This is a genomic window from Longispora sp. NPDC051575 (genome assembly GCF_040681875.1).
Lineage (GTDB): Bacteria > Actinomycetota > Actinomycetes > Mycobacteriales > Micromonosporaceae > Longispora.
This window is the reverse complement of the sequence record NZ_JBFAZP010000005.1, coordinates 325,193-347,878: the sequence shown is the minus strand read 5'-3', so window position 1 is coordinate 347,878 and position 22,686 is coordinate 325,193. Positions and strand designations below refer to the sequence as shown.

Genomic DNA, 22,686 nt, shown 5'->3' with positions numbered 1-22,686 from the left:
GCACCCGGCGGGACTGCGCCGGGGCGTACCCGTCGGAGTTTTGGTTGGTCAGGTGTTGATCGTGAAGCCCCGGCCGGGGGCTGACGGTGGCCGGTCGGCCGGGAGGTAGGGCGACTCGGACAGGCTGGCCGTCCACGCCGCCGGGTCGAACGGGGTCACCACGGCCAGCACCAGGTGCCCCAGATCGGCGGCCGCCCGGACCACCTCGGGGGCCACGAAGCCGTCCGGCAACGCGGTGCGGATCGCGACCGCCTCGGCCGACCCGAGCGCGGCGGCCACCGCGTCGGCCATGTCCGACCGGAGCGCGAACATCCAGTCGGAGACCTGCGTCGCGTACTCCGCCGTCGCCTCCGCCCTGGTCACCAGCGTCTCCTGGTGCGCGCGCAGCCCCGCCCAGTGCGCCCCGAACACGGCCGACGCCGGGCCGGCCCACTCCACCGGGGCGTCCGGCAGCGCGGCGGGGACGGGCGGCGCGGTCAGGGGCGGCCGGAGCGCGGCGGCGAACTCCAGCGCGCCGCCGGGCAGCACCCGCCAGCGGGTGATCAGGGGCAGCACCGGGTGGTCGGCGGGGGCGCCCCCGTCGGTGAGCACGCGGTCGACCCTGGTCAGGAGGTCGCGGCCGGAGACGAGGAGCCGGTCGAGAACGGCGGACTGCCGGCGGTCCATCCGGTGCCGGCCCGAACCGAGGGCCCGGCCGCCGTGCGCCACCTCCGGCACGGAAAGCCGGGTCGCGGGTTGGAGGAGGTCAGCCATCGAGGGTGTCCGTGGTCGAGTAGCGGTCCGTGGCCGCGCGCAGGCCCTCGGCCGTCGCGGCCAGCCGGGCCCGTTGTCCGGTGTCCTCCGCGGCGCGGGCGGCCAGGGCGGCGGCCCACTGGGCGTGCACGGCCCGGCCCAGCTCGCCGAGGCCGCCGGGGGCACCGCCGCCGAAGTCGGCCGGGGACAACGGGTCCGCGGGACCGGGGTGCGCCCCGGCGCCGGGGCCGTTGCCCGCACCGACGTCCAGGTCGAATGTGGCGACGAGCGCCGTGGCCAACTGGTCGGGGGTCATCGGGGCACCAGGGGCGGGTACTCGCCCAGCTCCTGCGCGCGGACCTTCTCCCGGGCCCAGGTCGCCGCCTCGCCCGCCGAGCGCAGGGTCTCCAGGATGTCGGCGCGGCTCACGCCCTCCAGGGTCACGGCGCGGATCTCGCCGTCCGCCGAGACGGTGACCTCGACACTCCCGTCGGAGGAGCGGACGATCACCTCGACGGCCCGGACCGCGCGCTCGTACGCCGCCTGGCGGGCCTCGATGCGCTCATAGCGCGCGACAGCCTCGTCGGTCCAGGCCGTGTCGTACTCCTGGGGCATCGATCGTCCCTTTTGGATGGCGAACATTTGCCATCGGACATTACCGATGAATGATCTCCTTGGGAAGGGAAAGGTGGAGACATGTCCGGTGCGCGACTCCGGGGTGCCCGTGGGGCGGGTGGGGCCACTGGGACCCGGAGGTGTCCGCCGGGGGCATGAGCTGGCCGACAGCCTCCAGGAGTGGTCCACAACTTCTCCACACGGAGGTACTACGGTCAGTCCCGTGAACCAACGTCGTGTCCTGGTCGTCGAGGACGAGCCGACCATCGCCCAGTCCGTCGCGGCCCGGCTGCGGGGCGAGGGCTACCTGGTCGACATCGCGGCGGACGGGCCGTCGGCGGTGTCGGCGGCGGCCGCGTACCCGCCGGACATCGTCGTGCTCGACGTCATGCTGCCCGGGTTCGACGGGCTGGAGGTGTGCCGGCGGATCCAGGCGGAGCGGCCGGTGCCCGTGCTCATGGTCACCGCCCGGGGCGACGAGACGGACATGCTGATCGGGCTCGGGGTGGGCGCGGACGACTACCTGACCAAGCCGTTCAGCATGCGGGAACTGGCCGCGCGGGTCGCCGTACTCCTCCGGCGGGTCGACCGGGCCGCCAGCACCGTGGTGCCCCGGCAGCTCGGGCCGCTGCGGATCAACGCGGCGGAGCGCCGGGTGTTCCTGGAGGAGTCCGAGGTGCACCTGACCCCGACAGAGTTCGACCTGCTCAGCAGCCTGGCGTCCCGGCCGAGGGCGGTGCACAGCCGGGAGCAGCTGCTGTCGACGGTGTGGGGCTGGTCGGACGCGTTCGCGAGCCGGACCGTGGACAGCCACATCAAGAGCCTGCGGCGCAAGATCGGGGCGGAGCTGATCCGCACCGTGCACGGCGTCGGGTACGCCCTGGAGATCCCCCGGTGACCACCGGCCCGGGCCTTCCGGGGCCGCCCGGGGACGCCACCGGCTACCGGTCCGGGGAGTATCCGCTGACCCGGCGCCGGGCCGCCGCCCAGTGGGCCGCCGACTGGCTCCGGCTGGTCGTGCCCCGGCCGCTGGACCCGGTGCACTCGATCAAGATGAAGATCGGCATCCTGGTCGCCGCCTCGATCGGGGCGGCGGCGATGGTGTTCTACTTCGGGGTCAAGTGGCCGATGCGGTACACGCTGAGCGCCGCGCTGCTCCTGGCCCTCGGCGTCACCCAGGTCATCGCGCACGGCATGACCTCCCCGCTCCGGCAGATGACGGCCGCCGCGCGCTCCATGGCCCGGGGCGACTACAAGCAGCGGGTCCGGGCCACGTCCCGGGACGAGGTGGGCGAGCTGGCCCGCGCGTTCAACCAGATGGCCCGGGACCTGGCGGCGGCCGACCGGCAGCGCAGGGAGATCATCGCGAACGTCTCCCACGAGCTGCGCACCCCGATCACAGCCCTTCAGGGGGTACTGGAGAACGTCGTCGACGGCGTCTCCGACCCCTCCACCCTCCAGGCGGCGCTCGCCCAGACCGAACGGCTCGGCCGGCTCGTCACCGAACTGTTGGACCTGTCTCGGTTGGAGGCGGGCGCCGTACCCCTCAACCGGGTGTCGTTTCCCGCGAAGCCCTTCCTGGCGGAGGCCGCGGCCCTGAGCGCGGCCGTGGTGGACGCCCCCGAGGACCTGGTCGTCACCGCTGACCGGGAACGGCTGCACCAGGTCGTCGCCAATCTGCTCGCCAACGCCTACCAGCACGGTCCGGCGGACGGGCGGGTCACGATCTCAGCACGGCGCACGGGGGGCGCCGTGCTGTTCGAAGTCACCGACGAAGGACCCGGCATCCCCGTCGACCAGCGCGAACAGGTCTTCGAACGGTTCATCCGGGGCGAGCGGGCCATCGGGGCGGTCGCGGACGGCGGCACCGGGCTCGGACTCGCGATCGCCCGCTGGGTCGTGCACCTGCACGGCGGGACGATCGCGGTCGTCGGGACGGATCCGGGCTGCCGGATCCAGTTCACCCTGCCGGCCTGAACCGGGACCGACCGGAGGGCCGCCGGGCACCTGGCGGGTCCGGAACCCGGCGCGTGGTGCCCGGCGGCCCGGCGGGCAGGCCAGCCCGCCTGCCGTCCCGTCAGCTGTGACGAGGAGCCGGCCGGGCCCCGATGGTCCGCACGGGGCGGGCTGTGTGCCGGACGCGGTGGCGTGGCCTCCGGACCCGGTTGCCGGGTGTCCTCACGGAGTGGGGCGCGTGTCGGACGCGGTGGCCGGTGTGGCCTCCGACCCGGTCGCCGGCGGGGCGGTGGTCGGCGGGACGGTCTGCTGCGGCGGGCTGGGAGCGGCGGACGACGGCACGACCGTGGCGCGCGGACTCGGCGACGGAGACGCTGCGGCCGTGGGCTCGGTGCTCGGCGGTGCGACCGTGATCGTCGGGCTGGCCGTCTTCCCGGCTGCCGGCAGCACCGGCCGTGCCTCGGTCTGCCTGACCTCCGCCGTCGGAACCGCCGTCGCCGGGGCCGGATCGACGGGATCGATCGGCGCGCCCAGCAGGCTCGGGTACGCCACGCCGGCCGCGAGCGCCGCCGCCCCCAGCCCGGTGGCGAGGGCGACCATGACCGGCCACTTCCGCCGCTTCCGGGTCTCCGTGGGGGCCAGTTTCAGACCCGGGAGCTGCACGAGCGACGCGATATCGCCCTCCGCCCCGCTGAGCTGGGACAACAGGGCGCGCGCGGTCGGCCGGTCCTCGGGGCGCTTGGACACGGCGCGGGCCACGTGCGGGTACAGGTTGTCGGGCAGCCCGGACAGGTCCGGCGGCTCGTGCAGGATCTGGAGCACCCGGGTCACCGAGTCCCCCTCGCCGAACGGGTGCCGCCCAGTCGCCGCGAACGCCACCAGGCAGCCCCAGCCGAAGATGTCGGCCGCCTGGGTGACCGGCCCGCCCCGGGCCTGCTCGGGGGCCATCCAGCCGGGGCTGCCGACCATCATCCCGGTCCGGGTGAGGTCGGAGGAGCCGTCGACGGCCCGGGCCACCCCGAAGTCGATCACCCGGGGCCCGCAGAGGGACAGGATGACGTTGCCCGGTTTGAGGTCGCGGTGGATCAGTCCGGCGGCGTGGATCGCGGTGAGCGCGGCGGCCACCCCGACGGCGACGCCCTGGACGGAGGAGCTGGGCAGCGGTCCGCGTTCGGCGACGGCACGGGACAGCGGGATGCCGTCCACGTACTCCGTGACCAGGTACAACCCCTGATCGTCCTCGCCGAAGTCGATCACGGGTGCGGTGCAGAACGCCGCGACCCGCCGGGCCAGCGCGGCCTCCCGGCGGAAGCGTTCCAGGAACTGCTCGTCGTCGGCGAGCCTCGGGTGGATCACCTTGACGGCGACGATCCGCCCGTCCGGGGCCCGGCCCATGTGCACCGTGCCCATGCCGCCAGCGCCGAGCTTCCCGATGATCTCGTACTGACCGATCATGGTCCGCCGTCCCGAGCTCTGGACGCGCGTTTCGAACTCAAGATCACCCATGTTGCCTCTCGGAGTGCGCGTTACGTACTCAACGGGCAAAACCGGGCCGAGGTGACGGAGCGAGTCCGCGCCGTGACCCGCGCGACTACGATCACTGGGGTACCCATTCGTCACCCCTCATCCAGAGATCAGGTGTCAGCGATGGCGACTGAACGACAGGCCACGGTGGGCGGCGGCCACACCCAGCCCGGGCGGCACCCGGGACTCGCGCTCGCGGTGATCACCTCCGCGCAGCTGATGATCGTGCTGGACGCGACGATCGTGAACATCGCGCTACCCCAGATCCAGGACGCGCTCGGCTTCTCCTCGACGGGACTGTCGTGGGTGCTCAACGCGTACACCCTGACGTTCGGCGGGTTGCTCCTGCTCGGCGGCCGGGCCGGCGACATCCTGGGCCGGCGGCGGGTCTTCATCTTCGGGATCCTGCTGTTCACCGTGGCCTCCCTGCTCGGCGGGCTCGCCCAGTCCTCGGAGTGGCTGCTGCTGGCCCGGGCGTTGCAGGGCATCGGCGGGGCGATCGCCTCCCCGACGGCCCTGGCCCTGGTCACGACGAACTTCGAGGAGGGCCCCGAACGCAACCGGGCCTTCGGCGTGTTCGCCGCCGTCTCCGGAGCCGGCGCCGCGATCGGCCTGATGGCCGGCGGCATGCTCACCTCCTGGCTGTCGTGGCGCTGGACGCTGTTCGTGAACGTCCCGATCGGCATCGCGCTGGCGCTGCTCACGCCCAGGTTCATCAAGGAGTCCGAGCGGCACCCCGGCCGGTTCGACATCACCGGGGCCATCACGTCCACGGCCGGCATGAGCCTGCTCGTCTACGGGTTCATCCGCGCCGCCGACAAGGGCTGGAGCAATGTGGGCACCCTGGCCTCGTTCGGGGCGGCGGTGGTCCTGCTGGCCGCGTTCATCATGATCGAACGCCGCAGCCAGCAGCCGATCACCCCACTGCACCTGTTCGCCGACCGCGACCGGTCCGGCAGCTACGTGGTCATGCTGATCACCGGCGCCGCCATGTTCGGGATGTTCTTCTTCCTGACCCTGTTCGTGCAGAACGTGCTCGGCTACACGCCCCTGCGCGCCGGCTTCGCCTTCCTGCCCGTGACCCTGGCCATCGGGATCACCGCCCAGCTCGCGTCCCAGATCCTTCCCAGGACCGGCCCCAAGATCCTGATGATGATCGGCGGCACCCTGGCGGCGGGCGGCCTGATCTGGCTGTCCCGGATCAACGAGTCCAGCGGGTACGTCACCGGGCTGCTCATCCCCATGTGCATCTTCGGCCTGGGCATGGGCTTCATCTTCGTACCCGTCACGATCGTCGCCCTGTCCCGCGTCTCCAACCGGGACTCGGGCGCGGCGTCCGGCCTGCTGAACGCGACCCAGATGGTCGGCGGCTCACTCGGCCTGTCGGTGCTGGTCACGGTCTTCGGCACGGCCAGTCGCAACGAGGCCGCCGTCCAGGTCAAACAGTTCCTGGCCTCGGCGACCCCCGAGCAGCTGGCGGCGTTCCAGCAGACCCAGCAGCTGCCGAAGCCGTTCTCCAGCCATGTGCTCGCCCACGGCATCTCGTCGGCGTTCCAGCTCGCGGCCGTGCTGGCCGTGGTCGCGTTGGTGGTGACGATCGTGGTGATCCGGCGGAAGGTGGCCGGGGAGGGAGCCGGGACGGTGGGGGCACCGGTCGGCTGAGGCCCTGGCTTGTGCCCGGCCACCGAAGTCGGGCACAACCCACGATCAACTTCATCAGTTGGTTACGGTGGGACGTGACCGGGTCTGAAGGGCTTCCGAGCCGTGGCGGCCCCCTCTGCCAGCATCAGTCCGTCCGGAATCGGGGAAGCCTTGTCATCGGAAGCCCAGGCGAAGGTCCACCTCTGGCGGATCGAGGACAGGGAGTACGCCCGCCACGAGCAGCGGCGCGGCAGACGACACGCGTTCACGACCATCGAGCCCCGCCGCACGGCGCTCATCGTGATCGACATGGTCCCCTTCTTCGTCGCCGAGAACGAGTACTGCCGGGGCATCGTGCCCAACATCGGCCAGCTCGCCGACACCCTGCGCGACGCGGGCGGCACCGTCGCGTGGGTCCTGCCCGGCGCGGGCGAACCCTCCGCCGTGACCGACGAGTTCCTCGGCCCCGACATCGCCGAACTGTTCCGGCGCAGCGGCGGCGAGGGACCGCTCGCGGGTCGCCTGTGGGAGGAGTTCGAGGTCCACACCGGCGACATCCTCGTGGAGAAGACGGCCGCCAGCGCCTTCTTCCCCGGCCGCTGCCCGCTCCCGTCCCAGCTGGAGACACGCGGCATCGACACGGTACTGATCACGGGCACCGTCACGAACGTGTGCTGCGAATCCTCGGCGCGCGACGCCAGCACGCTCGGATACCGGGTCGTCATGGTGGCCGACGCCAACGCCGCCCGGCGCGACGAGGAGCACAACGCCACGCTCCACACGGTCTACCGCTCCTTCGGCGACGTACGCCCCACCGCCGCCCTCCTCGCCATGCTCACCGCCCCGGCACCGTAGACGACTCGGGCTCCGGCGAGCCTTGTGAGGTCCCTGCGCCCTGACAGCGGCCTTGCGGTCGATCATTCAAGCCGAGAAAGTGTGCGGTGGCGCTGAGTTATCGTTCGATCGGCTCATGCCGGGAGCCGGTTCACGTGCCCGCTCTACTCTCGACCCGACTACTCTGAGAACCATGAGCAACGCGGCCGGGGCGACGGCGACTCACGAGGAGGAGATCGCGTTTCTGGCCATGGAGCAGGTGCTTCGGATCGACATCAAGCTCGCGGATGCCGGCGCTGGCGACAGAATGCCCGACGGCTCTTGGGTTTACCCTGACGGCCAGAAGGGCCGCGGCATCGTCGAGGTCACCTCGCCCCCGGCCGCAAGACTGTTGACACAAAGGGCACGAGCGAAAAAGGCTGGACTGCGCCATACCGAGAGCGGGTCAATTTCTTTGCTCTTGAACCAGCTCGCGCAGGTGTGCAATGAGATGCTCGCGGCAGACTGGGCCCGGGAGAACATCAACAAGCTCCTGGCCCAACCGGCCGATGAGTGGCACCTCTTCCTCTTCGGGCGCAGCCACAAAGAAGAACACTACTTCTACCGGCTGTCAGATCCTGATGATGAAGGGAAAACCGAGCCCGTCGATGACCTTGTCCTCCCACAGGGCATCTCAGACGTATGGTTCCGGGGCCGGGCACGGCGGGACCGTGGCCACCCAGGGGCCCCGATCGAACTCAGGTTGGCACGGTTTCACATGGAGTCGGGTTGGCACCGTTACGTGGTCCGGATCGAGGACCTGCACCTGCCGACCCCCAATCGGCATCTCGCCGATGATCGAGTTCCCGCTGGATTGCGACACCCCAAAGATCGATCTACCAGCACGGCCGATGACTGAGGCCGACTGGGTCGGCATTCACGTTTCGGGTGCAGGCTCGTTCGTGCTGCGGATCCTCGCGCCACGGGTCTGATCTGCGAGCGGCCCAGCGCTGGACGCCGAACCAGCGCCGCGATCAGCGCGAACCCGGCGAGGAGCACTCTGCGCCTGGGAGCGTCCTCGACCACTGCCCCGCGTGGAGGCCGCGCTCCGGCTCGTGCGGTCTTTCGCACGCTCGGACCGAGCGCTCACCGCGCCGGGGAGGGCAGTCCCGCGCGCTCCCGCCATATCGACGGATCGGCTGGCCCGGCGGTCCACACGATGACCTGTGCCACGGCTTGTTCGAACGTGTCGGCCAAAGAGCGGGTGTCATCGACGAGCAGCACGTGCTGTTCGACGTGGTGAACGCTGTGATCGATCGGGCACCAACAGCCGACGCCGAGTTGCGCGGTCACCGCCAGCTGCCCCGAGCGCGTCCAGCAGACATCGAGTTCGAGTTCCGTCCAGTCGCTGAGGCGGCTCTCAAGAGTGACGGCGGTATAGAGAATGACTGGTACTCCGACCCCGTCGGGGCCTGGAAAAACCGCGTGATCTTCCAACCAATGCCAGTCCGGCGCGTCGGCTGCGGGCCGCGCCGCGTCGAGGGCATCCGCTGCGAGCCGCAGCCTGCCCACATCATCCTGCGCGACCCCCGGGAAAAGCACCTCCAACGGAGATTCCGGAATCGGACCACGAGTCATCCAGGTACTCATAGGAGTCAAATCTTGCCCGTCACACAGGTGCATCGCAAGCGATCCGCCCATTGCGGTCCGGAGCTACCATCGCGGCATGGGCGGAGTACACATCGGATGGTTTGTCGCGGCAGGTGGGGTCGCTCTCCTGGTGGTTGTCCTCCTTCTGCTGCGGTCACGGGGCCGGCGCCGTCCCGATCCGGTCAGGCTCGCCGAGGCCCGAGCGCTCGCCACCGGACGGCCGCACCGGTCCGCGCCCCGCGCACGTTCCCGCACCGGCGGCGGGCGGAATCCGGGGGTCAACGGCACGAGCGGCGTGTGGATCCACGACCACGGCACCGTGAGCAGTTCGGACATGAGCCCGAGCGGGGACTCCGGCGGTGGTGGTGGCGGAGGCGGCGGGGACTAGGTTCTGTCCGGTGGACCCCGGGTTGATCGGCCGGCCGGGTTCGGCGGGGTGCTCCGCGAGGGTCCGCACGATGTTCACGCCCTGGTGATCCTCGCGCGGACATACGCGGCGAGTCGCCGGACGTCCTCCACGCGCATCAGAAAACAGCCGCCGACGTAGGCCGCGACCAGCACCGTTCCGCTCAGGAGCAGGGCCGCTCCCGCCGAGAGTTTGTCACCCGGCAGCGTGACCACGACGGCAGCGCTCAGGCCGGCCGCCACAGCGATCGGGATCAGCAGGCGCAGCACGGTGGTTCGGACGTGCGCGGTCGGCGCTGGCCCGAGGCGGCGGCGGAGGAGTACGGCGCCGCAGATCGCGGCCGCGAGGTAGGAGAGCGCGTTGCTGGCCATGAGGCCGGCGGCGATCCAGCGCACGGGGACGACGTGGACCACCAGCAGCGCCGAGGCCACGCGCACCAGGGTCACAGGGATGTTCAGCAGCGCCGGGGTGCGCAGGTCGGCGAGCGCGAAGAACGCGAACGTCTGCAACTGGCTGATCGCGTACGGCAACAGGCCCGCTCCCGCGACCGCGATGACGGTACCGGTGGAGACCGCCTGGTCATGGGTGTAGCGGCCCCACTGAAAAACCGTGACCGCGATGGGTACGCCGAGGACCACGAACGCGAGGGCGACCGGACTCGCGACGACGGCGATCAACCGGCCGCCCAGGGACAGCTCGGCGGCGGCCAGGCTCCGGCCTTTCGCCGAGTGCCACTCGCCCTCGGGGTGGCGCTGGTCCGCCGACGGGTGCGGGTCAGTGGCGGCGCGGGTGAGGCGGGGTACGAGTGCGGTGATGATGGGCAGTGCCGCGATGCCGTAGCCCATCATCAGCAGCAGGTAGCCGTTGTTGTAGATCGCGGGACCCGGGCCGCCCTGGTCACTGGCCACCCGCGCGAGTTTGAGCACGACGAGCACCCCGGCCTGGCTGACCCCGAGATAGAGCAGCGTCCAGCCGGCCAGCCGCCCGAGGGAGGCCAACTCCGCGCGCCGGACGTCGAACCTGGCCCGCCACCGCCACCCGGTCCGCCGCAGGGCCGGCCACAGCGCCACGACCTGACAGCCGACCGCCAGGAGGGTACCGCCGCCGAGTACCGCGACCTGGGCGGACGTGATCGACTCCGGGGTCAGGTCCTTCGGGCCGGGGAGCAGGAGGAACGCGCCGGCGGTACCCATCAGTGCGAGGTTGTTCGCGATCGGCGCCCACACCGGCACCGCGAACTCGTCGTGCGCGTTGAGGACGGCGGTCAGCAGGGCGAACACGCCGTACAGCAGGATCGCCGGCAACGTCAGATAGGACCACGTGGTGACGAGGTGCCGGCCGGCCTCCGGGGTGGCCCCGCCGGACAACAGCCCGGAGATCCACGGGGCCGCGAGCGTGGACAGGGCCGCCAGCAGCGCGAACATGCCCGTGTCAGGGTGAGCAGCCGGTCGGTGTACGCGCGTCCGCCGTCGGGCTGGGCGCGCGCCCGCACGAGCAGCGACACGACGATGCTGGCGATGGTGCCGCCGACGAGCACCTCGTACACGATGCCGGGCAGCATGGTCGCCGTCGCGTACGCGTCCCCCACCAGGCCCGCGCCGATCGCGGCGCCGATGATCGCCGTGCGGACGAAGCCGGTGAGCCGGGACACCAGCGCGCCGACGGCCATGCCGGCACTCTTCCGGGCGATGCCTCCGGCGTCGGGGGTGGTCCCGCCGGTCCCGGGCTGGGCGGTCACCACGCGAACTGGGCGATGGCCTGGTCCAGGTCCCGGCCAAGATCGGCCATCTCGGAACGGGACTCGTGCCGGGCGAGCGCGAACCGGAGTGCCTGGACCTCACTGATCATCCGGGTGGAGCGGACACCGGTTAGTCGGGGCAGCACCGTTCGGGCCAGGCGAGCACCGGTGCCGGGGTCACCCTCGCCTTGGCCGAGGTGCAGGGTCGCCATCCGCAGCGTCGCGAACATGGCCGCGCGACTGCGGTCGTCCCCGAGGCCGGCCACCGCGTGCCCCAGATGTTCGAGCGCGGCGGTCGTACCCGTGCCGCCTGTGGCTCGGGCGAGGAGATAACCCGCGTACCCGATAGCGTGGTGCATCCCCGCTTCCGTGCGGAACGTGTTGAGCCAGACCGGGGCCGTCCCCGTGGTCGGACCGGCGAACGCGTCCTCCGCACGGGTCAACTCGACCTGTGCGCCCTTCTGCCGCCCCATCGCGGCGTATGCCTCGGCCATCACCCCGTGCACCGCCGACCGCAACTGAGGAACGAGACCAGGGGCTGCGGCGGCGTCGGCCATCCGCAGCGCCTCGTTGGGTTGACGCAGGTAGACGGCCTGATTCGCCATGTCGCAGAAGAGTTGCGCCCGGACGTTGACGTCGCGGGCATCGGCGGCCACGGCCAGGCCGAGTTGGAACTGACGACGTGCCTGGTCGTGCCGGCCGGAGTCGTAGGTGGCCCACGCCGTCCGGTCGGCCAGGTACGCGATCGTCCGGTCCAGCCGCCCGACGAGGTCCCCGTTGATCGCTCGGGAGCGCAACTCCAGTGACCACCGCAGCAGTGCGGCCCCCTGGTCGGCTGCCAGGTGTCCGCCCCGTTGCAGATCCCACGACGCGATCTGGGCGGTCGCGTCCTCCACCTCGGCCACGTCATCAGCCCGGACCCTTGCCGGGACATGGGGAGTGGACTCCCCCACCAGGTCGACGAGTGGCACCCCGATCCCGCCACTGCCGCCGGCCGCCAGGGTCAGAGCGCGTCCGAGGAAGTCGCGTCGATCCACAGAATCACCTTCCGCGTCGTGCCCACCCGCCACAGGCGACGGCAGAATGCCCGTGAGCTGACAGTGCCTGGGGAGCACGCGTCTCGGATCCTGACCCACTCGTCGCGCATTCTGGGACTAGTTCGTTTGCGAGGGTCAGGCCGCCTCGGGCCGGTAGAGGTGCCAGCCATGTCCGCCGGGGCAGCGGCGCGGAACGAGGCCACGCTGGAGCCAGGCATCGGCGCGCACGATGGTGAACAGGTTCCGTCCTCCGGCACCGCATGCGGTCATTCGACAACGCGCCTTCATCGTCGTCCCTTTCCTTTGCAGTCGGGGCAGGTGACCGGTCGGGTGGTCTCCTTCTGCACCGGCTTGCCGTTCTTGTCGTAGGTGGTCACGACCGTGCGAGCGCGCACCATTCCGTTGCCGGCACACTTGGCGCAGCTCGGTAGTGCCTCCGGTTTGCCCATCCTGTCACCTTCCCGGGAGGTTGCGTAAGGGGGCAGATACGTTGAGTAGACATTCGGTGAGGTCGGTGAAGTCGCGGCCGTGGTGGAGGTGGTAGACCTCCAGCGCCTTGAGGAGCAGATGCCGCTGCTCGTCCGGGGCGAGCCCGGGATCCGCCGGGCGGAAGAGCGACAAGGTGCAACCAGGATCAACGATCACTCCGACCAGCACGGCCTCACCATCCGTGAGCCTGAGCAGTCGCAGCTCGGAGCACATCGGGTTGCCCTCGACCAGGTAGGTGACCTCGGCGCGGCTGAAGCTGCCGTAGCCGATCTCGTTAACCATCGACCTCGACGACCTTCACCCGCAGCTCGCCCGCGCCGACCGCGTAGGGATTCTCGGAACGCCACTCGTGGAACAGGCGCATGGCGTCGGAGAGTTCCGCCCGATCCACGACGCGGGTCACCTGCGCCGGCCACGGGTTCCGCGGCTCCTCCATGATCACTCGGAACATGCCTGGCCTCCTGAATGCTCTGACGAATCCGAGCATTCAGAGTGCTTCTGGAACCTGCCCCAGGAAAGGAAATGAACCCGTGGTGTCAGTCCACGGAACCGCCGCACGGGTGAGCATTCTGCGCTACATGTCGGATACGCTCGATCACACATCTCACGGCGGGCGGACCCGGGTGGCGCGACGAAGAATCTTTGATCCTGCGACCGTTGTGTCGACGTTCTGGCGTCGCAACGATGTGCGGCTCGCACTCGCGCGCAGGGACATCGGCGGAGTATTCCGGCACTATGTGGAGCAGCATCCCCAGTGCACCCAGACACAGCTCGCACTACTCACCGAACACGATCGCTCGGATATCTCGAACTGGCTTCGCGGCACCCGGACAGGGAAGACGAGCGACATCGACGTGCTGAACCGGATCGCCGATGGCCTCCAGATGCCAGATGATGCTCGCGTGCTAATGGGTCTCGCACCGGCGGACGTTCACATGTCAGAGCTGGCCAATGCCTGGGCCGCGCCAGTCGTGGACAGTTCTTCCGCCCTGATTGCGATCTGCGGTAGCCGTGCGGCAAACACGGACGAGTCCCTGATCGACGCCTCCGTGCGTGCCCTGAGCGTGTTGCTCATGCGCCGACGCTGTGTCGTCAACCATGGCCCGGTCGGGGTCGGAATCGAGGTCATGACCTACCTCGCCGACCACTTCCGCCCGCCCAGCCTTACCGGTGTGACCGGCATCTTTGGCCGACCGAATGTCATTCGCAACGCCGACCTCATCCTCGTAGTGGGCGGTGCGCAAGGCACTCTCGATGAGGCGAATCTGGCCCTGGCGAGCGGCAAGGTCGTCGTTCCGTTTCCAGCATCCGGAGGGACTGCGAGCCAGGTGTACCAGGCACAGCGACGAGACCCCGCGCTGCACGATTGGGCGTCAGCGGAGGAGTTCGCAACCCTCGGCGTGATGACCAGCGCTGAAGACTACGCACGTTTCGTGGAACACCTACTGAACCGGGAGCGCTCGCATGACTGATCGGCCGTATGTGTTGTTGAGTTGTGCCATGTCCGTGGACGGGCACATCGACGACAACACCGACGAGCGGTTGCTGTTGTCCAACGACGCGGATTTCGACAGGGTCGACGAGGTGCGGGCCACCTGTGACGCGATTCTGGTCGGCGCGAACACGATCCGGCGGGACAATCCCCGGCTGCTCGTCAGGTCGGAGGCCCGGCGGGCGGAGCGGGTGGCCAACGGGCTGTCGGCCAGTCCGGTCAAGGTGACCATCTCGGCGAGCGGGGACCTCGACCCGGGCAGCGGCTTCTTCACCGCCGGGGACACCGAGAAGATCGTGTACACCGTGAACGGTGAGGGGCTCGGGCACGTCGCCACCGTGGTCGGGACGCTGGATCTGCGGTCGATTCTGGCGGACCTGGCGGCGCGGGGCGTGCGCCGGCTGATGGTCGAGGGCGGCAGCACGCTGCACACCCAGTTCCTCACCCAGGATCTGGCGGACGAGATCCACGTCGTCGTCGCGCCGTTCTTCATCGGCGACCCGACGGCACCGAACTTCGTGAACTCCGGCGTCTACCCGCAGAGCCCGAAGCGGAGGATGACCCTCGCCGAGGTGCGGCAGATCGGCGACGTGGTGCTGCTCCGGTATCTCACGGGACAGGATCCGTCCAACTGGCGCGGGTCAGGTCTGGGAGAGGACGGTGATGAGGAGTAGGAAGGCGGCCAGGAGCAGGATGCACACGGCCACGGCGCCGATGGCTCGCTTCAGGGACTGCCGGCGCTCGTACGCCCGGAACGCCGCCCGCCCCTCGGCGGTGTCGCGTCGCCAGGCGGGGTCGAGCCGCGCGGTACCGGCCGCGATCTCGTCCTGGACCCGTTGCACGTCCTCGGCGGCGTAGTACACGTTGATGGTCTCTCCTGAGGTCAGTGCCGTCGAGACCTGCTGCCGGCCCACGTGGTTGGCGTTCAACACCGGCCAGATCGTCCAGACGACCGGCCAGGCGAGGCCGACCTCGTAGCTGTCGAGGTAGCCCTCCGGCACCCGGGAGGATCTCGACTCCTGCCGGGCCAGGATCTCGGCCACCGTCATGGGTGGCGGGATGGTCTGCGGCTCCCCGTAGTCGTCGATTTCCGGATCGTCACTCATCCCCCCACGATATAGACACATAGCGATCAATTTCCTCGGCCGGACGGCCATGAACCCACCGGCGCGGGCGGCGGCCGGATGCGCGCGGGGCGGCGGGGTGGAACCGTGCCGGGCATGATCGGCGGATGGTGGAGGACTGGGAAGTACTGGAGCGGCGGCTCGTGTTCCGGCACCGGCGCTGGGTGAGCCTGTACGAGGAGGATGTCCGGCTGCCCGACGGGACCGTTGTCGAGGGGTATCTGACGGCCGAGGCGCCGAGCGGGACGATGGTCGTCGGGCTCACCGACGAAGAAGAGGTCGTCGTGCTGCGGGGGTACCGGCACGGGCCGAGGGCGGTCACGTACTCGTTGCCCGGCGGGGGGCTCGACGACGGGGAGGATCCGCTGGTGGGGGCGCGGCGGGAGCTCCTGGAGGAGACCGGGTTCGCGGGTGGGGAGTGGACGCTGCTCGGCGAGTTCACGCACAGCGCGAACCGGGGCATGGGCACCGCCCATCTGTACCTCGCGCGGGGGGTGCGGCGGGTCGCGCGGCCCGAGTCCGGGGACCTGGAGGCCACCGAGGTCGAGTTGCGGCCGCTCGACGCGTTGCTGGCCGAGGTGTTCGCCGGCAACGTGCACGTGTTCAAGGAGGCCGGCGCGCTGGCCCTGGCCGCCGTGGCGCTGCGCGCGGGAGGCTGACCCGCCCGGGCACCGTCAGACTCGGTGCCGCTTCGGGCAAACCGCCACCCACGTCGGCCCGTCGACAAGCAGGCCAGCGGGTCGCCCGGGAACCCGGCCCGCTGGGCAGGGTGAGCGGCCGGTCGTCTCAGGCCAGAGCCTGTCGGCGCGACGAGCGGCCAGCGCCCCGGAAACCGTTGGAGGAAGTGCCGTCGGGAGCGGAACCGGGCCTGCAGCGTACCCAGATGATGGTGTTGACCTGGGGAAACAAGCATGGGAACGCTTCGGGAACGGAAGGGGAGCGGCTGGGCTGAACCTGTACCCACGACAAAAGGCTGCGTGGGGAGGGACATCTGATGGACGAGCTCGTGGGACGGGAAGAGTCTCTGGCGGAGATCCGGGGGGTGCTCGAGGCCACGGTGGGCGGCCCGGGTGGGTGTGTGGTGGTCGAGGGGCCGGCGGGGATCGGGAAGACGCGGCTGGTGCGGGCGGCGGCCGAGCGGGCGGCGGCGCTCGGGATGAGTGTGGCGCTCGGGCGGGCGGCCGAGGTGGACCGGGCCGGGGCCGTGGTGCTGATGACGGCGTTGCGGGGGGTGGCGGTCGAGGCCGCCGAGTTGGCGGAGCTGGCCGGGCACGAGGACAACTGGTTCGCGCTGGTGGCGCGGCTCGGGGCGGTGATCGAGGCGGAGGCGCGGCGGAGGCCGGTGCTGATCGTCGTGGACGACGCGCAGTGGGCCGACGAGTTGACCCTGTTCGCGCTGCGGGTGCTGGTGCCCCGGTTGGCGGGCGAGCGGGTGGCGTGGCTGCTGACCCGGCGGGTGGCGCCGGCGGAGCTGTCCGCGCAGGGCACGGTGGACCGGCTGGTCGCGGAGGGGGCCCGGCGGGTCGTGCTCGGGCCGTTGGACGACGAGGCCGTGGTGGAGTTGTGCGCGCAGGTGCTCGGGGCGCGGCCGGACGCGACCGTGTCGAGCCTGGCGGCCGGGACGGGGCGCAATCCGTTCCTGTTGCGGCATCTGCTGCGCGGGCTGGTCGACGCGGGACAGATCCTGGTCAACAAGGGCACCGCCACCGTGGTCGACGGCGAGCTGCCCCAGAGTTTCCTCGCGGCCGTGGGTCACCGGCTGCGCGGGCTGTCCCCCCTGACCCGGCGGATGCTGGGCGGGTGCGCGGTGCTGGGCCGGCCGTTCACCGCCTACGACGCGGCGGCGCTGATCGGGTCCACCGCCGGTGACCTCGTGCCCGCCATCGACGAGGCGATCGCGCACGACTTCCTCACCGAGCAGGGTGTGCAGGTCGCGTTCACCCATGACCTGATCCGCGAGGCGGTCTACAACAATCTTTCAGGACCCGTTCGAGGGGTACTGCACCGCGAGGCCGCCGCCGTCCGCAAAGCCCAGGGCGCCTCCCCCGTCGAGGTGGCCGAGCACCTGGTGCGGGGCGGGAGTACGGACCCGTTGGAGGTGTTGCGCGCGGCGGCGCAGCTCACCGGTCGGGGCGCGCCGGGCGCGGCGGCCGATCTGGTGCTGCGGATGCTCGACCTGCTCGGCGAGTTCGACCCGGCCCGGCCCGGGCTGGCCGCCGAGGCGGTGCGCCTGCTGGCGTCGGCCGGGCGGATGGCGGAGGCCCGGGAGCTGGGCGAGGCAGCGCTGCGGAGTGTGCGCACGGTGGGTGACGAGGCGGCGGTCCTGGTGGGGCTCGCGGAGGCCAGCCGGCACGCGGGGCAGCCGGCGATCGCGGTGGAGTACCTCCGGCGGGCGTTGGCGATGACCGGGCTGGACGACGTGCGGCGGGCGCAGTTGCTGGCGGTGTGCGGGCACGGGCTGATCGACGCGGGAGATCTGGGGGCGGCCGGGCCGGTCGTCGAGGAGGCGGTGACGCTGGCCGAGGCGGCGGGAGGTGCGCTGGGCAGGGCCGGGGCCGGGGCCAGGGCTCGTGGCGAGGGGGGCTCGGGTGCGGGCTCAGCGCTGGACCTCGGGGCGGACCCGGCCCGGGGTGCCGTGGACGCGCTGGTGCTCGGGCTGGCGGCCCGCAGCGTGCTCGCCCGCTCGACCGGGCACCTCGACCGCGCGCTGGTCGACGCCCGGGACGCGGTCGCCGCCGCCGACCGGGACCGGGGCTCGGCCACCCTGCGGCACCCCCGGCTGTGGCTCGGCCGGGTGCTCGTCGCCCAGGACCGGTTCACCGAGGCGGAGGCCAGCTACACGATCGGGCAGCGCGAGGCCGACCGGCTGGGTACCGCCTGGTCACAGCCCCTCTGGCACCTCAGTCTCGCCCAGCTCCGCCTCGCGCTGGGCCGGCTCGGCGAGGCCCAGGCGGAGGCCGAGGCCGGCATGCAGCTCGCCGAGCAGTTGGCGACGCCGCAGCTCGCGGTCCGGTTGCTGTGCGTGCTGGCCCGGCTCGCGCTGCGCCGAGGCGACACCGAGCTGGCCCGGGGGTACGTGCACCGGACCCAGGAGCTTTTCGTCGACGGGATCGGGGTGGCGCCGGCCGAGCTGACGTACGCGATGGCGATGGTGCGGTCCGCGACCGGCCAGCACCGGGTGGCCATGGAGACCCTCGGCGCCGTGTACTCCGACGCGCCCGAGAGCATGCTGTTCCTCGGGCTCGACCACGGGGTCGCGGCGATGCTGGTCCGGCTCGCGCTCCGGGCCGGCGCCGTGGACCGGGCCGCCTCCGTGGTGACCATGGCCCGGCGGCTCGCGGAACTCAACCCGTCGGTCGGCTCGCTCGCCGGGGCCGCCGCGCACGCCGACGGGTTGCTGCGCGGGGACGTCGAGGCGCTGCGGACCGCCGTCAAGCTGTTCCAGAACTGCCCGCGGGCCCTGGCCCGGGCCTCGGCGGTCGAGGACCTCGGCGTCGCGGAACTCGCGGCCGGCAACGAGTCGGCGGCCGGCGCCCGGTTCGAGGAGGCGCTCGCGGTGTGGGTCGGCTGCGGGGCGACCGGGGACGCCGAGCGGGTCCGGGGGCGCAAGGCGAAGCTCCGGCCCGAACCCGGCGCCGGCTGGAACAGCCTGACCGAGGCCGAACTGCGGGTGGTGCGGCTGGTGACCGAGGGGCTGACGAACCGGGAGACCGCCACCCGGCTGTTCCTGTCACCGCACACTGTGGACAGTCATCTGCGGCACGCGTTCAGCAAGCTCGGGATCAAGAGTCGGGTCGAGCTGACCAGGCAGTTCTTCCACCACCGGGAGGCGCAGATCGCCTGAGCCGCCAACTGCCCCAACCACCGAGGAGCCGCTCAGATCGCGTGAGCGCGTGATGCTCCCCTCACGGTAACTGCCGATCATTCTTACCAGGCTGATCGCGCAGATCCGACCGTGAGGGGTAGCGACCGTGAGCACCAACGAATCCTTGGCATTCACCGTACCGGTGCTGATCGTCGGCGCCGGTCCGGTCGGTTCCGTGCTGGCCCTGGAGCTCGCCCACCACGGCGTCCCCAGCATGGTCATCGACCGGGCCGTCGGGCCGTCGAAGCACCCGAAGATGGACTACATCAACGGCCGGAGCATGGAACTCCTGCACCGGCTCGGTGTCGCCGACGAGGTCCGGGCCGGCGGGATCGGGCCGGAGCACAACGCCAACTTCGTCTGGACCCGCGGCTTCGACCAGCCGACCGTCGCCACCTGGGAACACGCGTCCGTCGACGAGTGGGTCGAGCGGTACGCGCAGGTCAACGACGGGTCGGCGCCGACCCAGCCGTACCAGCGGGTGCAGGGCTCGTTGCTGGAGGGCATCCTGCGGGAGCGCGCCACCGGGCACCCGCTGGTCGACGTGCGCGACGGGTGGACGTTCACCGAGCTGTACCAGGACGACACCGGCGTGGTCGCCACCGTGGTCGACTCGACCACCAACACGTGGCACACGATCCGGGCCCGCTACCTGGTCGCGTGCGACGGCGGGAGTTCCACGGTCCGGCAGTTCCTCGGGATCGGGGCCGACAACAACGGGCCCAGGACCCAGTTCGTCTCCGTGTACTTCAAGAGCTCCGACCCCGTGCTGCGCAGCCACGGGCGCGGCTTCGTCACGGTCGAGGCGTCCGGGGTGACCCTGGTGTCCCGCGACGAACGGGACACCTGGACGGCCAGCCTGCGGCTCTTCGAGGGCGAGACCCTGACCGAGGATCCCGTCGAGCTCGTGCAGCGGCGGCTCGGGGTGCGGATCGCCATCGACGAGGTGCTCAGCATCGCGCAGTGGGAGGGCGCGCTGGCCGTCGCGGCCACGTACCGCAGAGGCTCCGTGTTTCTCGCCGGGGACTCCGCGCACCAGTTCTACCCGACCGGCGGGCACGGCGCGAACACCGGACTCGGCGACGCCGTGGACCTGGGCTGGAAGCTCGGCGCGGTCGTCAACGGCTGGGCCGGCCCCAAACTCCTCGACAGCTACGAGGCCGAGCGCCGCCCCGTCGCCCTGTTCAACCGGGAGATGTGCGCGAACCTGCTGGAGGTGTGGCGCCGGTTCGCCCAGCTGGCCCGGGACGGCGCGTCCAGCGAGCACATCGCCGGCTTCCTGGCCGAGGAGACCCACCAGGGCGACAACGGCGGCATCCACTTCGGGTACCGCTACGTCGACTCCCCCGTCATCTGCGCCGAGGACGGCCCGGCCCCGATCTGGCGGTGGCGGGAACTCGTGCCCACCACCTGGCCGGGCGGCCGGGCGCCGTCCCTGCGGCTCGCCGACGGCAGCAACGTCTTCGACCACCTCGGCCCGGAGCTGACCCTGGTCGACACGTCGGGCGACGGGGAGCCGCTCGTCCGGCGGGCGGCGGAACGGGGCATCCCGGTGCGGTACCTGCGGATCGACGACGACACCGTCGCCAAGGTCTGGGAACGCGCCCTGGTGCTCGTCCGCCCCGACCAGCACGTCTGCTGGCGCGCCGACGAGGCCCCCGCCGACTGGAACGCCGTGCTCGACCGAGTTGTAGGAGGTGCACGATGATTTTTGATGATTTATTTACCGGCGACGATCCGTTCGTCGTGCTGCACCGGCCGGGTACCCGCCCGGACGAGTTGGAACTGCTCACCGGGGACTTCGCCAGCCTCGACCGGCTGGAGGACGTGCCCGTGGCCCCGGGCGGCGAGGTGCTGGCGATCGTGCCCTACCGGCAGATCACCGAGCACGGCCACGCCTGCCGGGACGACGCGGAGCCGATCCTGACGATGACCGTCCGGGACCGGGGGGTCGTCGCGCTCGCCGACGCGGTCGCCCGGATCCCCGACGCCCCGGTCACACTCGAAGGGGCGGACTTCGAGGTCTCCGACGAGGAGTACGCGGCCATCGTGCGCACCATCCTCGCCGACGAGATCGGGCACGGCGAGGGCGCGAACTTCGTGATCAGGCGGTCGTTCGCCGCGAGCGTCCCGAACTTCTCCCGGCACACCGCGCTCGCGCTGTACCGGCGGCTGCTGCTGGCCGAGGTCGGCTCGTACTGGACCTTCCTCGTGCACACCGGCACCCGCACGTTCATCGGCGCCACCCCCGAACGGCACGTCAGCCTGACCGACGGCACGGTCGTCATGAACCCGATCAGCGGCACGTACCGCTACCCGGACCAGGGCCCCGAACTGGGCGGCGTCCTCGGGTTCCTCGCCGACCGCAAGGAGGCCGAGGAGCTGTTCATGGTCCTCGACGAGGAGTTGAAGATGCTCGCCCGGATCTGCGCGCCCGGGCTGACCATCCGGGGGCCGGAGCTGCGGGAGATGGCGCGGCTGGCGCACACCGAGTACTTCATCGAGGGCAGCACCGGACTCGACGCGCGCGCCATCCTCCGGGAGACCATGTTCGCCCCGACCGTGACCGGCAGCCCGCTGGAGAGCGCGTTCCGGGTGATCGCCCGGCACGAGCCCACGGGACGCGGCTACTACAGCGGGGTGCTCGCCCTGATCGGCGTGGACGACGCGGGCCGCCAGACCATGGACTCCGCGATCGTGATCCGCACCGCCGACATCGACGCGGCCGGCGCCCTGCGGATCGGGGTGGGGGCCACGCTCGTCCGGCTGTCCGACCCGGACTCGGAGGTCGCGGAGACCCGGGCGAAGGTGGCCGGCGTGCTCTCGGCGTTCAGCCCGACGGCCGGCGTGACCCGCTCGGCGTACATCCCAGGCTCCCGCCGGTTGGCCGCCCACCCCCGCGTCCTGCGCGCCCTCGAATCCCGCAACGTCAATCTCGCCCAGTTCTGGCTCCGCCAGGGCCCCGCCCCCGACGAGACCCTCGAAGCCCTCGCCGGCATCCGCGCCCTGGTGATCGACAACGAGGACCGCTTCACCGCGATGCTCGGCCACCAGCTCGGCGCGCTCGGCGTCCGCCCCGACGTCCGCCGCTACGACACGGTCACCGACTTCGACGGCTTCGACCTCGTCGTCTTCGGCCCCGGCCCGGGCGACCCGAACGAGCACGCGCACCCGAAGATCGCCACCCTGCGCCGGCTCACCCAGCGCGCGCTCGCCGAGAAGATCCCGTTCCTGTCCGTGTGCCTCGGACACCAGATCCTCTCCTCGGTACTCGGCTTCGACGTGGTCCGCCGCGACACCCCGAACCAGGGGCTGCAGAAGGAGATCGACCTGTTCGGGGACAAGGAGCTCGTCGGGTTCTACAACTCCTTCACCGCGCGCAGCCCCTGGGACGCGGTCCGCCGGGTCGGCCTGCCCGGGCAGATCGAGATCAGCCGGGACCCGGACACCGGAGACGTGTACGCGCTGCGCGCCGCCGAGTTCGCCTCCGTGCAGTTCCACCCGGAGTCGGTACTCACCCGCAACGGCCCCGCGATCGTCGGCCACCTGCTCAGCCACGTGTGGGGCGGCGCGTCCGCCGACCTGGCGTTGGCTTCCTAAGGAG

At 71.3% G+C, this 22,686-nt stretch carries 23 protein-coding genes; 11 read left to right on the top strand and 12 right to left on the bottom strand.

From position 1 onward, the window contains the following. Positions 1-48: 48 nt before the first annotated feature. Genes AB0M43_RS15985 through AB0M43_RS15975 form a run of 3 tightly spaced genes read right to left on the bottom strand, consistent with a single transcriptional unit; the run spans position 49 to position 1,347 of the window. Entirely contained in the window at positions 49-753 is a 705-nt protein-coding gene (locus tag AB0M43_RS15985; protein ID WP_363725172.1) for a hypothetical protein, read from the bottom strand. Continuing rightward, positions 746-1,048 carry a hypothetical protein gene (locus AB0M43_RS15980; RefSeq protein ID WP_363725170.1) on the bottom strand — a complete coding sequence of 101 codons (303 nt, stop codon included), beginning with the start codon at positions 1,046-1,048 and terminating at the stop codon, positions 746-748. Before AB0M43_RS15980 ends, AB0M43_RS15985 begins: the two co-directional genes overlap by 8 nt. Beyond that, entirely contained in the window at positions 1,045-1,347 is a 303-nt protein-coding gene (locus AB0M43_RS15975; protein ID WP_363725168.1) for a YbaB/EbfC family DNA-binding protein, read from the bottom strand. The genes AB0M43_RS15980 and AB0M43_RS15975 overlap by 4 nt, the downstream gene beginning before the upstream one ends. A 223-nt stretch (positions 1,348-1,570) precedes the next feature. Between AB0M43_RS15975 and AB0M43_RS15970 the strand changes: the two genes are divergently transcribed. Together AB0M43_RS15970 and AB0M43_RS15965 are read left to right on the top strand one after the other, a co-directional pair. After that, a complete protein-coding gene (locus AB0M43_RS15970; protein WP_363725166.1) occupies positions 1,571-2,245 on the top strand; it encodes a response regulator transcription factor in 675 nt (224 codons plus the stop codon). A gap of 155 nt (positions 2,246-2,400) precedes the next feature. Beyond that, a complete protein-coding gene (locus AB0M43_RS15965; protein WP_363725770.1) occupies positions 2,401-3,324 on the top strand; it encodes a HAMP domain-containing sensor histidine kinase in 924 nt (307 codons plus the stop codon). A gap of 201 nt (positions 3,325-3,525) precedes the next feature. On the opposite strand, the gene AB0M43_RS15960 is transcribed toward AB0M43_RS15965, so the two are convergent. Then, positions 3,526-4,758 carry a protein kinase gene (locus tag AB0M43_RS15960; protein ID WP_363725163.1) on the bottom strand — a complete coding sequence of 411 codons (1,233 nt, stop codon included), beginning with the start codon at positions 4,756-4,758 and terminating at the stop codon, positions 3,526-3,528. A 192-nt stretch (positions 4,759-4,950) separates the two neighbouring features. Between AB0M43_RS15960 and AB0M43_RS15955 the strand changes: the two genes are divergently transcribed. The 3 genes from AB0M43_RS15955 to AB0M43_RS15945 all read left to right on the top strand — a co-directional run bounded on the left by AB0M43_RS15955 (position 4,951) and on the right by AB0M43_RS15945 (position 8,200). Continuing rightward, on the top strand, positions 4,951-6,489 hold the full coding sequence (locus tag AB0M43_RS15955) for an MFS transporter (RefSeq protein ID WP_363725161.1): 1,539 nt from the start codon (positions 4,951-4,953) through the stop codon (positions 6,487-6,489). A gap of 150 nt (positions 6,490-6,639) precedes the next feature. Then, positions 6,640-7,323: an isochorismatase family cysteine hydrolase gene (locus tag AB0M43_RS15950; RefSeq protein ID WP_363725159.1), complete on the top strand. Its 684-nt coding sequence runs from the start codon at positions 6,640-6,642 to the stop codon at positions 7,321-7,323. Positions 7,324-7,495: 172 nt separating this feature from the next. Further along, a complete protein-coding gene (locus tag AB0M43_RS15945; RefSeq protein WP_363725157.1) occupies positions 7,496-8,200 on the top strand; it encodes a hypothetical protein in 705 nt (234 codons plus the stop codon). A gap of 227 nt (positions 8,201-8,427) precedes the next feature. Here the strand turns inward: AB0M43_RS15945 and AB0M43_RS15940 are convergent, their stop codons facing one another. The 7 genes from AB0M43_RS15940 to AB0M43_RS15910 form a co-directional block, all read right to left on the bottom strand. Next, positions 8,428-8,931, bottom strand: coding sequence for a hypothetical protein (locus tag AB0M43_RS15940; protein ID WP_363725156.1), 504 nt, complete (start codon positions 8,929-8,931; stop codon positions 8,428-8,430). Between the two features lie 462 nt (positions 8,932-9,393). Next, a complete protein-coding gene (locus tag AB0M43_RS15935; RefSeq protein ID WP_363725154.1) occupies positions 9,394-10,761 on the bottom strand; it encodes a lipid II flippase MurJ in 1,368 nt (455 codons plus the stop codon). After that, the gene (locus tag AB0M43_RS15930) at positions 10,644-11,075 is read right to left on the bottom strand and encodes a lipid II flippase MurJ (RefSeq protein WP_363725152.1); all 432 of its coding nucleotides are present in this window, start codon (positions 11,073-11,075) and stop codon (positions 10,644-10,646) included. The genes AB0M43_RS15935 and AB0M43_RS15930 overlap by 118 nt, the downstream gene beginning before the upstream one ends. Continuing rightward, positions 11,072-12,112 (bottom strand): twin-arginine translocation signal domain-containing protein, encoded by a 1,041-nt coding sequence (locus AB0M43_RS15925; RefSeq protein WP_363725150.1) that lies wholly within the window; start codon positions 12,110-12,112, stop codon positions 11,072-11,074. The genes AB0M43_RS15930 and AB0M43_RS15925 overlap by 4 nt, the downstream gene beginning before the upstream one ends. A 284-nt stretch (positions 12,113-12,396) precedes the next feature. Continuing rightward, positions 12,397-12,561: a hypothetical protein gene (locus AB0M43_RS15920; RefSeq protein ID WP_363725148.1), complete on the bottom strand. Its 165-nt coding sequence runs from the start codon at positions 12,559-12,561 to the stop codon at positions 12,397-12,399. A gap of 4 nt (positions 12,562-12,565) precedes the next feature. Continuing rightward, complete coding sequence (locus tag AB0M43_RS15915) at positions 12,566-12,883, bottom strand: hypothetical protein (protein ID WP_363725146.1); 318 nt, start codon at positions 12,881-12,883, stop codon at positions 12,566-12,568. Next, on the bottom strand, positions 12,876-13,052 hold the full coding sequence (locus AB0M43_RS15910; protein ID WP_363725144.1) for a hypothetical protein: 177 nt from the start codon (positions 13,050-13,052) through the stop codon (positions 12,876-12,878). Before AB0M43_RS15910 ends, AB0M43_RS15915 begins: the two co-directional genes overlap by 8 nt. A gap of 109 nt (positions 13,053-13,161) precedes the next feature. On the opposite strand from AB0M43_RS15910, the gene AB0M43_RS15905 reads away from it, so the two are divergent. Beyond that, the gene (locus AB0M43_RS15905; protein WP_363725142.1) at positions 13,162-14,073 is read left to right on the top strand and encodes a hypothetical protein; all 912 of its coding nucleotides are present in this window, start codon (positions 13,162-13,164) and stop codon (positions 14,071-14,073) included. Then, positions 14,066-14,767, top strand: a complete 702-nt coding sequence (locus tag AB0M43_RS15900; RefSeq protein ID WP_363725140.1) for a dihydrofolate reductase family protein — start codon at positions 14,066-14,068, stop codon at positions 14,765-14,767. The genes AB0M43_RS15905 and AB0M43_RS15900 overlap by 8 nt, the downstream gene beginning before the upstream one ends. On the opposite strand, the gene AB0M43_RS15895 is transcribed toward AB0M43_RS15900, so the two are convergent. Then, the gene (locus tag AB0M43_RS15895) at positions 14,735-15,199 is read right to left on the bottom strand and encodes a hypothetical protein (RefSeq protein WP_363725138.1); all 465 of its coding nucleotides are present in this window, start codon (positions 15,197-15,199) and stop codon (positions 14,735-14,737) included. The two genes, AB0M43_RS15900 and AB0M43_RS15895, sit on opposite strands and share 33 nt — an antisense overlap. Before the next feature lie 125 nt (positions 15,200-15,324). Here AB0M43_RS15895 and AB0M43_RS15890 point away from each other — a divergent pair, with 125 nt between their 5' ends. The 4 genes from AB0M43_RS15890 to AB0M43_RS15875 all read left to right on the top strand — a co-directional run bounded on the left by AB0M43_RS15890 (position 15,325) and on the right by AB0M43_RS15875 (position 22,682). Continuing rightward, a complete protein-coding gene (locus AB0M43_RS15890) occupies positions 15,325-15,876 on the top strand; it encodes an NUDIX hydrolase (RefSeq protein ID WP_363725136.1) in 552 nt (183 codons plus the stop codon). A gap of 335 nt (positions 15,877-16,211) precedes the next feature. Beyond that, on the top strand, positions 16,212-19,061 hold the full coding sequence (locus AB0M43_RS15885) for an AAA family ATPase (protein ID WP_363725134.1): 2,850 nt from the start codon (positions 16,212-16,214) through the stop codon (positions 19,059-19,061). A gap of 127 nt (positions 19,062-19,188) precedes the next feature. Further along, entirely contained in the window at positions 19,189-20,790 is a 1,602-nt protein-coding gene (locus tag AB0M43_RS15880; protein ID WP_363725133.1) for an FAD-dependent monooxygenase, read from the top strand. After that, entirely contained in the window at positions 20,787-22,682 is a 1,896-nt protein-coding gene (locus AB0M43_RS15875; RefSeq protein WP_363725131.1) for an anthranilate synthase family protein, read from the top strand. Before AB0M43_RS15880 ends, AB0M43_RS15875 begins: the two co-directional genes overlap by 4 nt. Positions 22,683-22,686 lie beyond the last annotated feature (4 nt).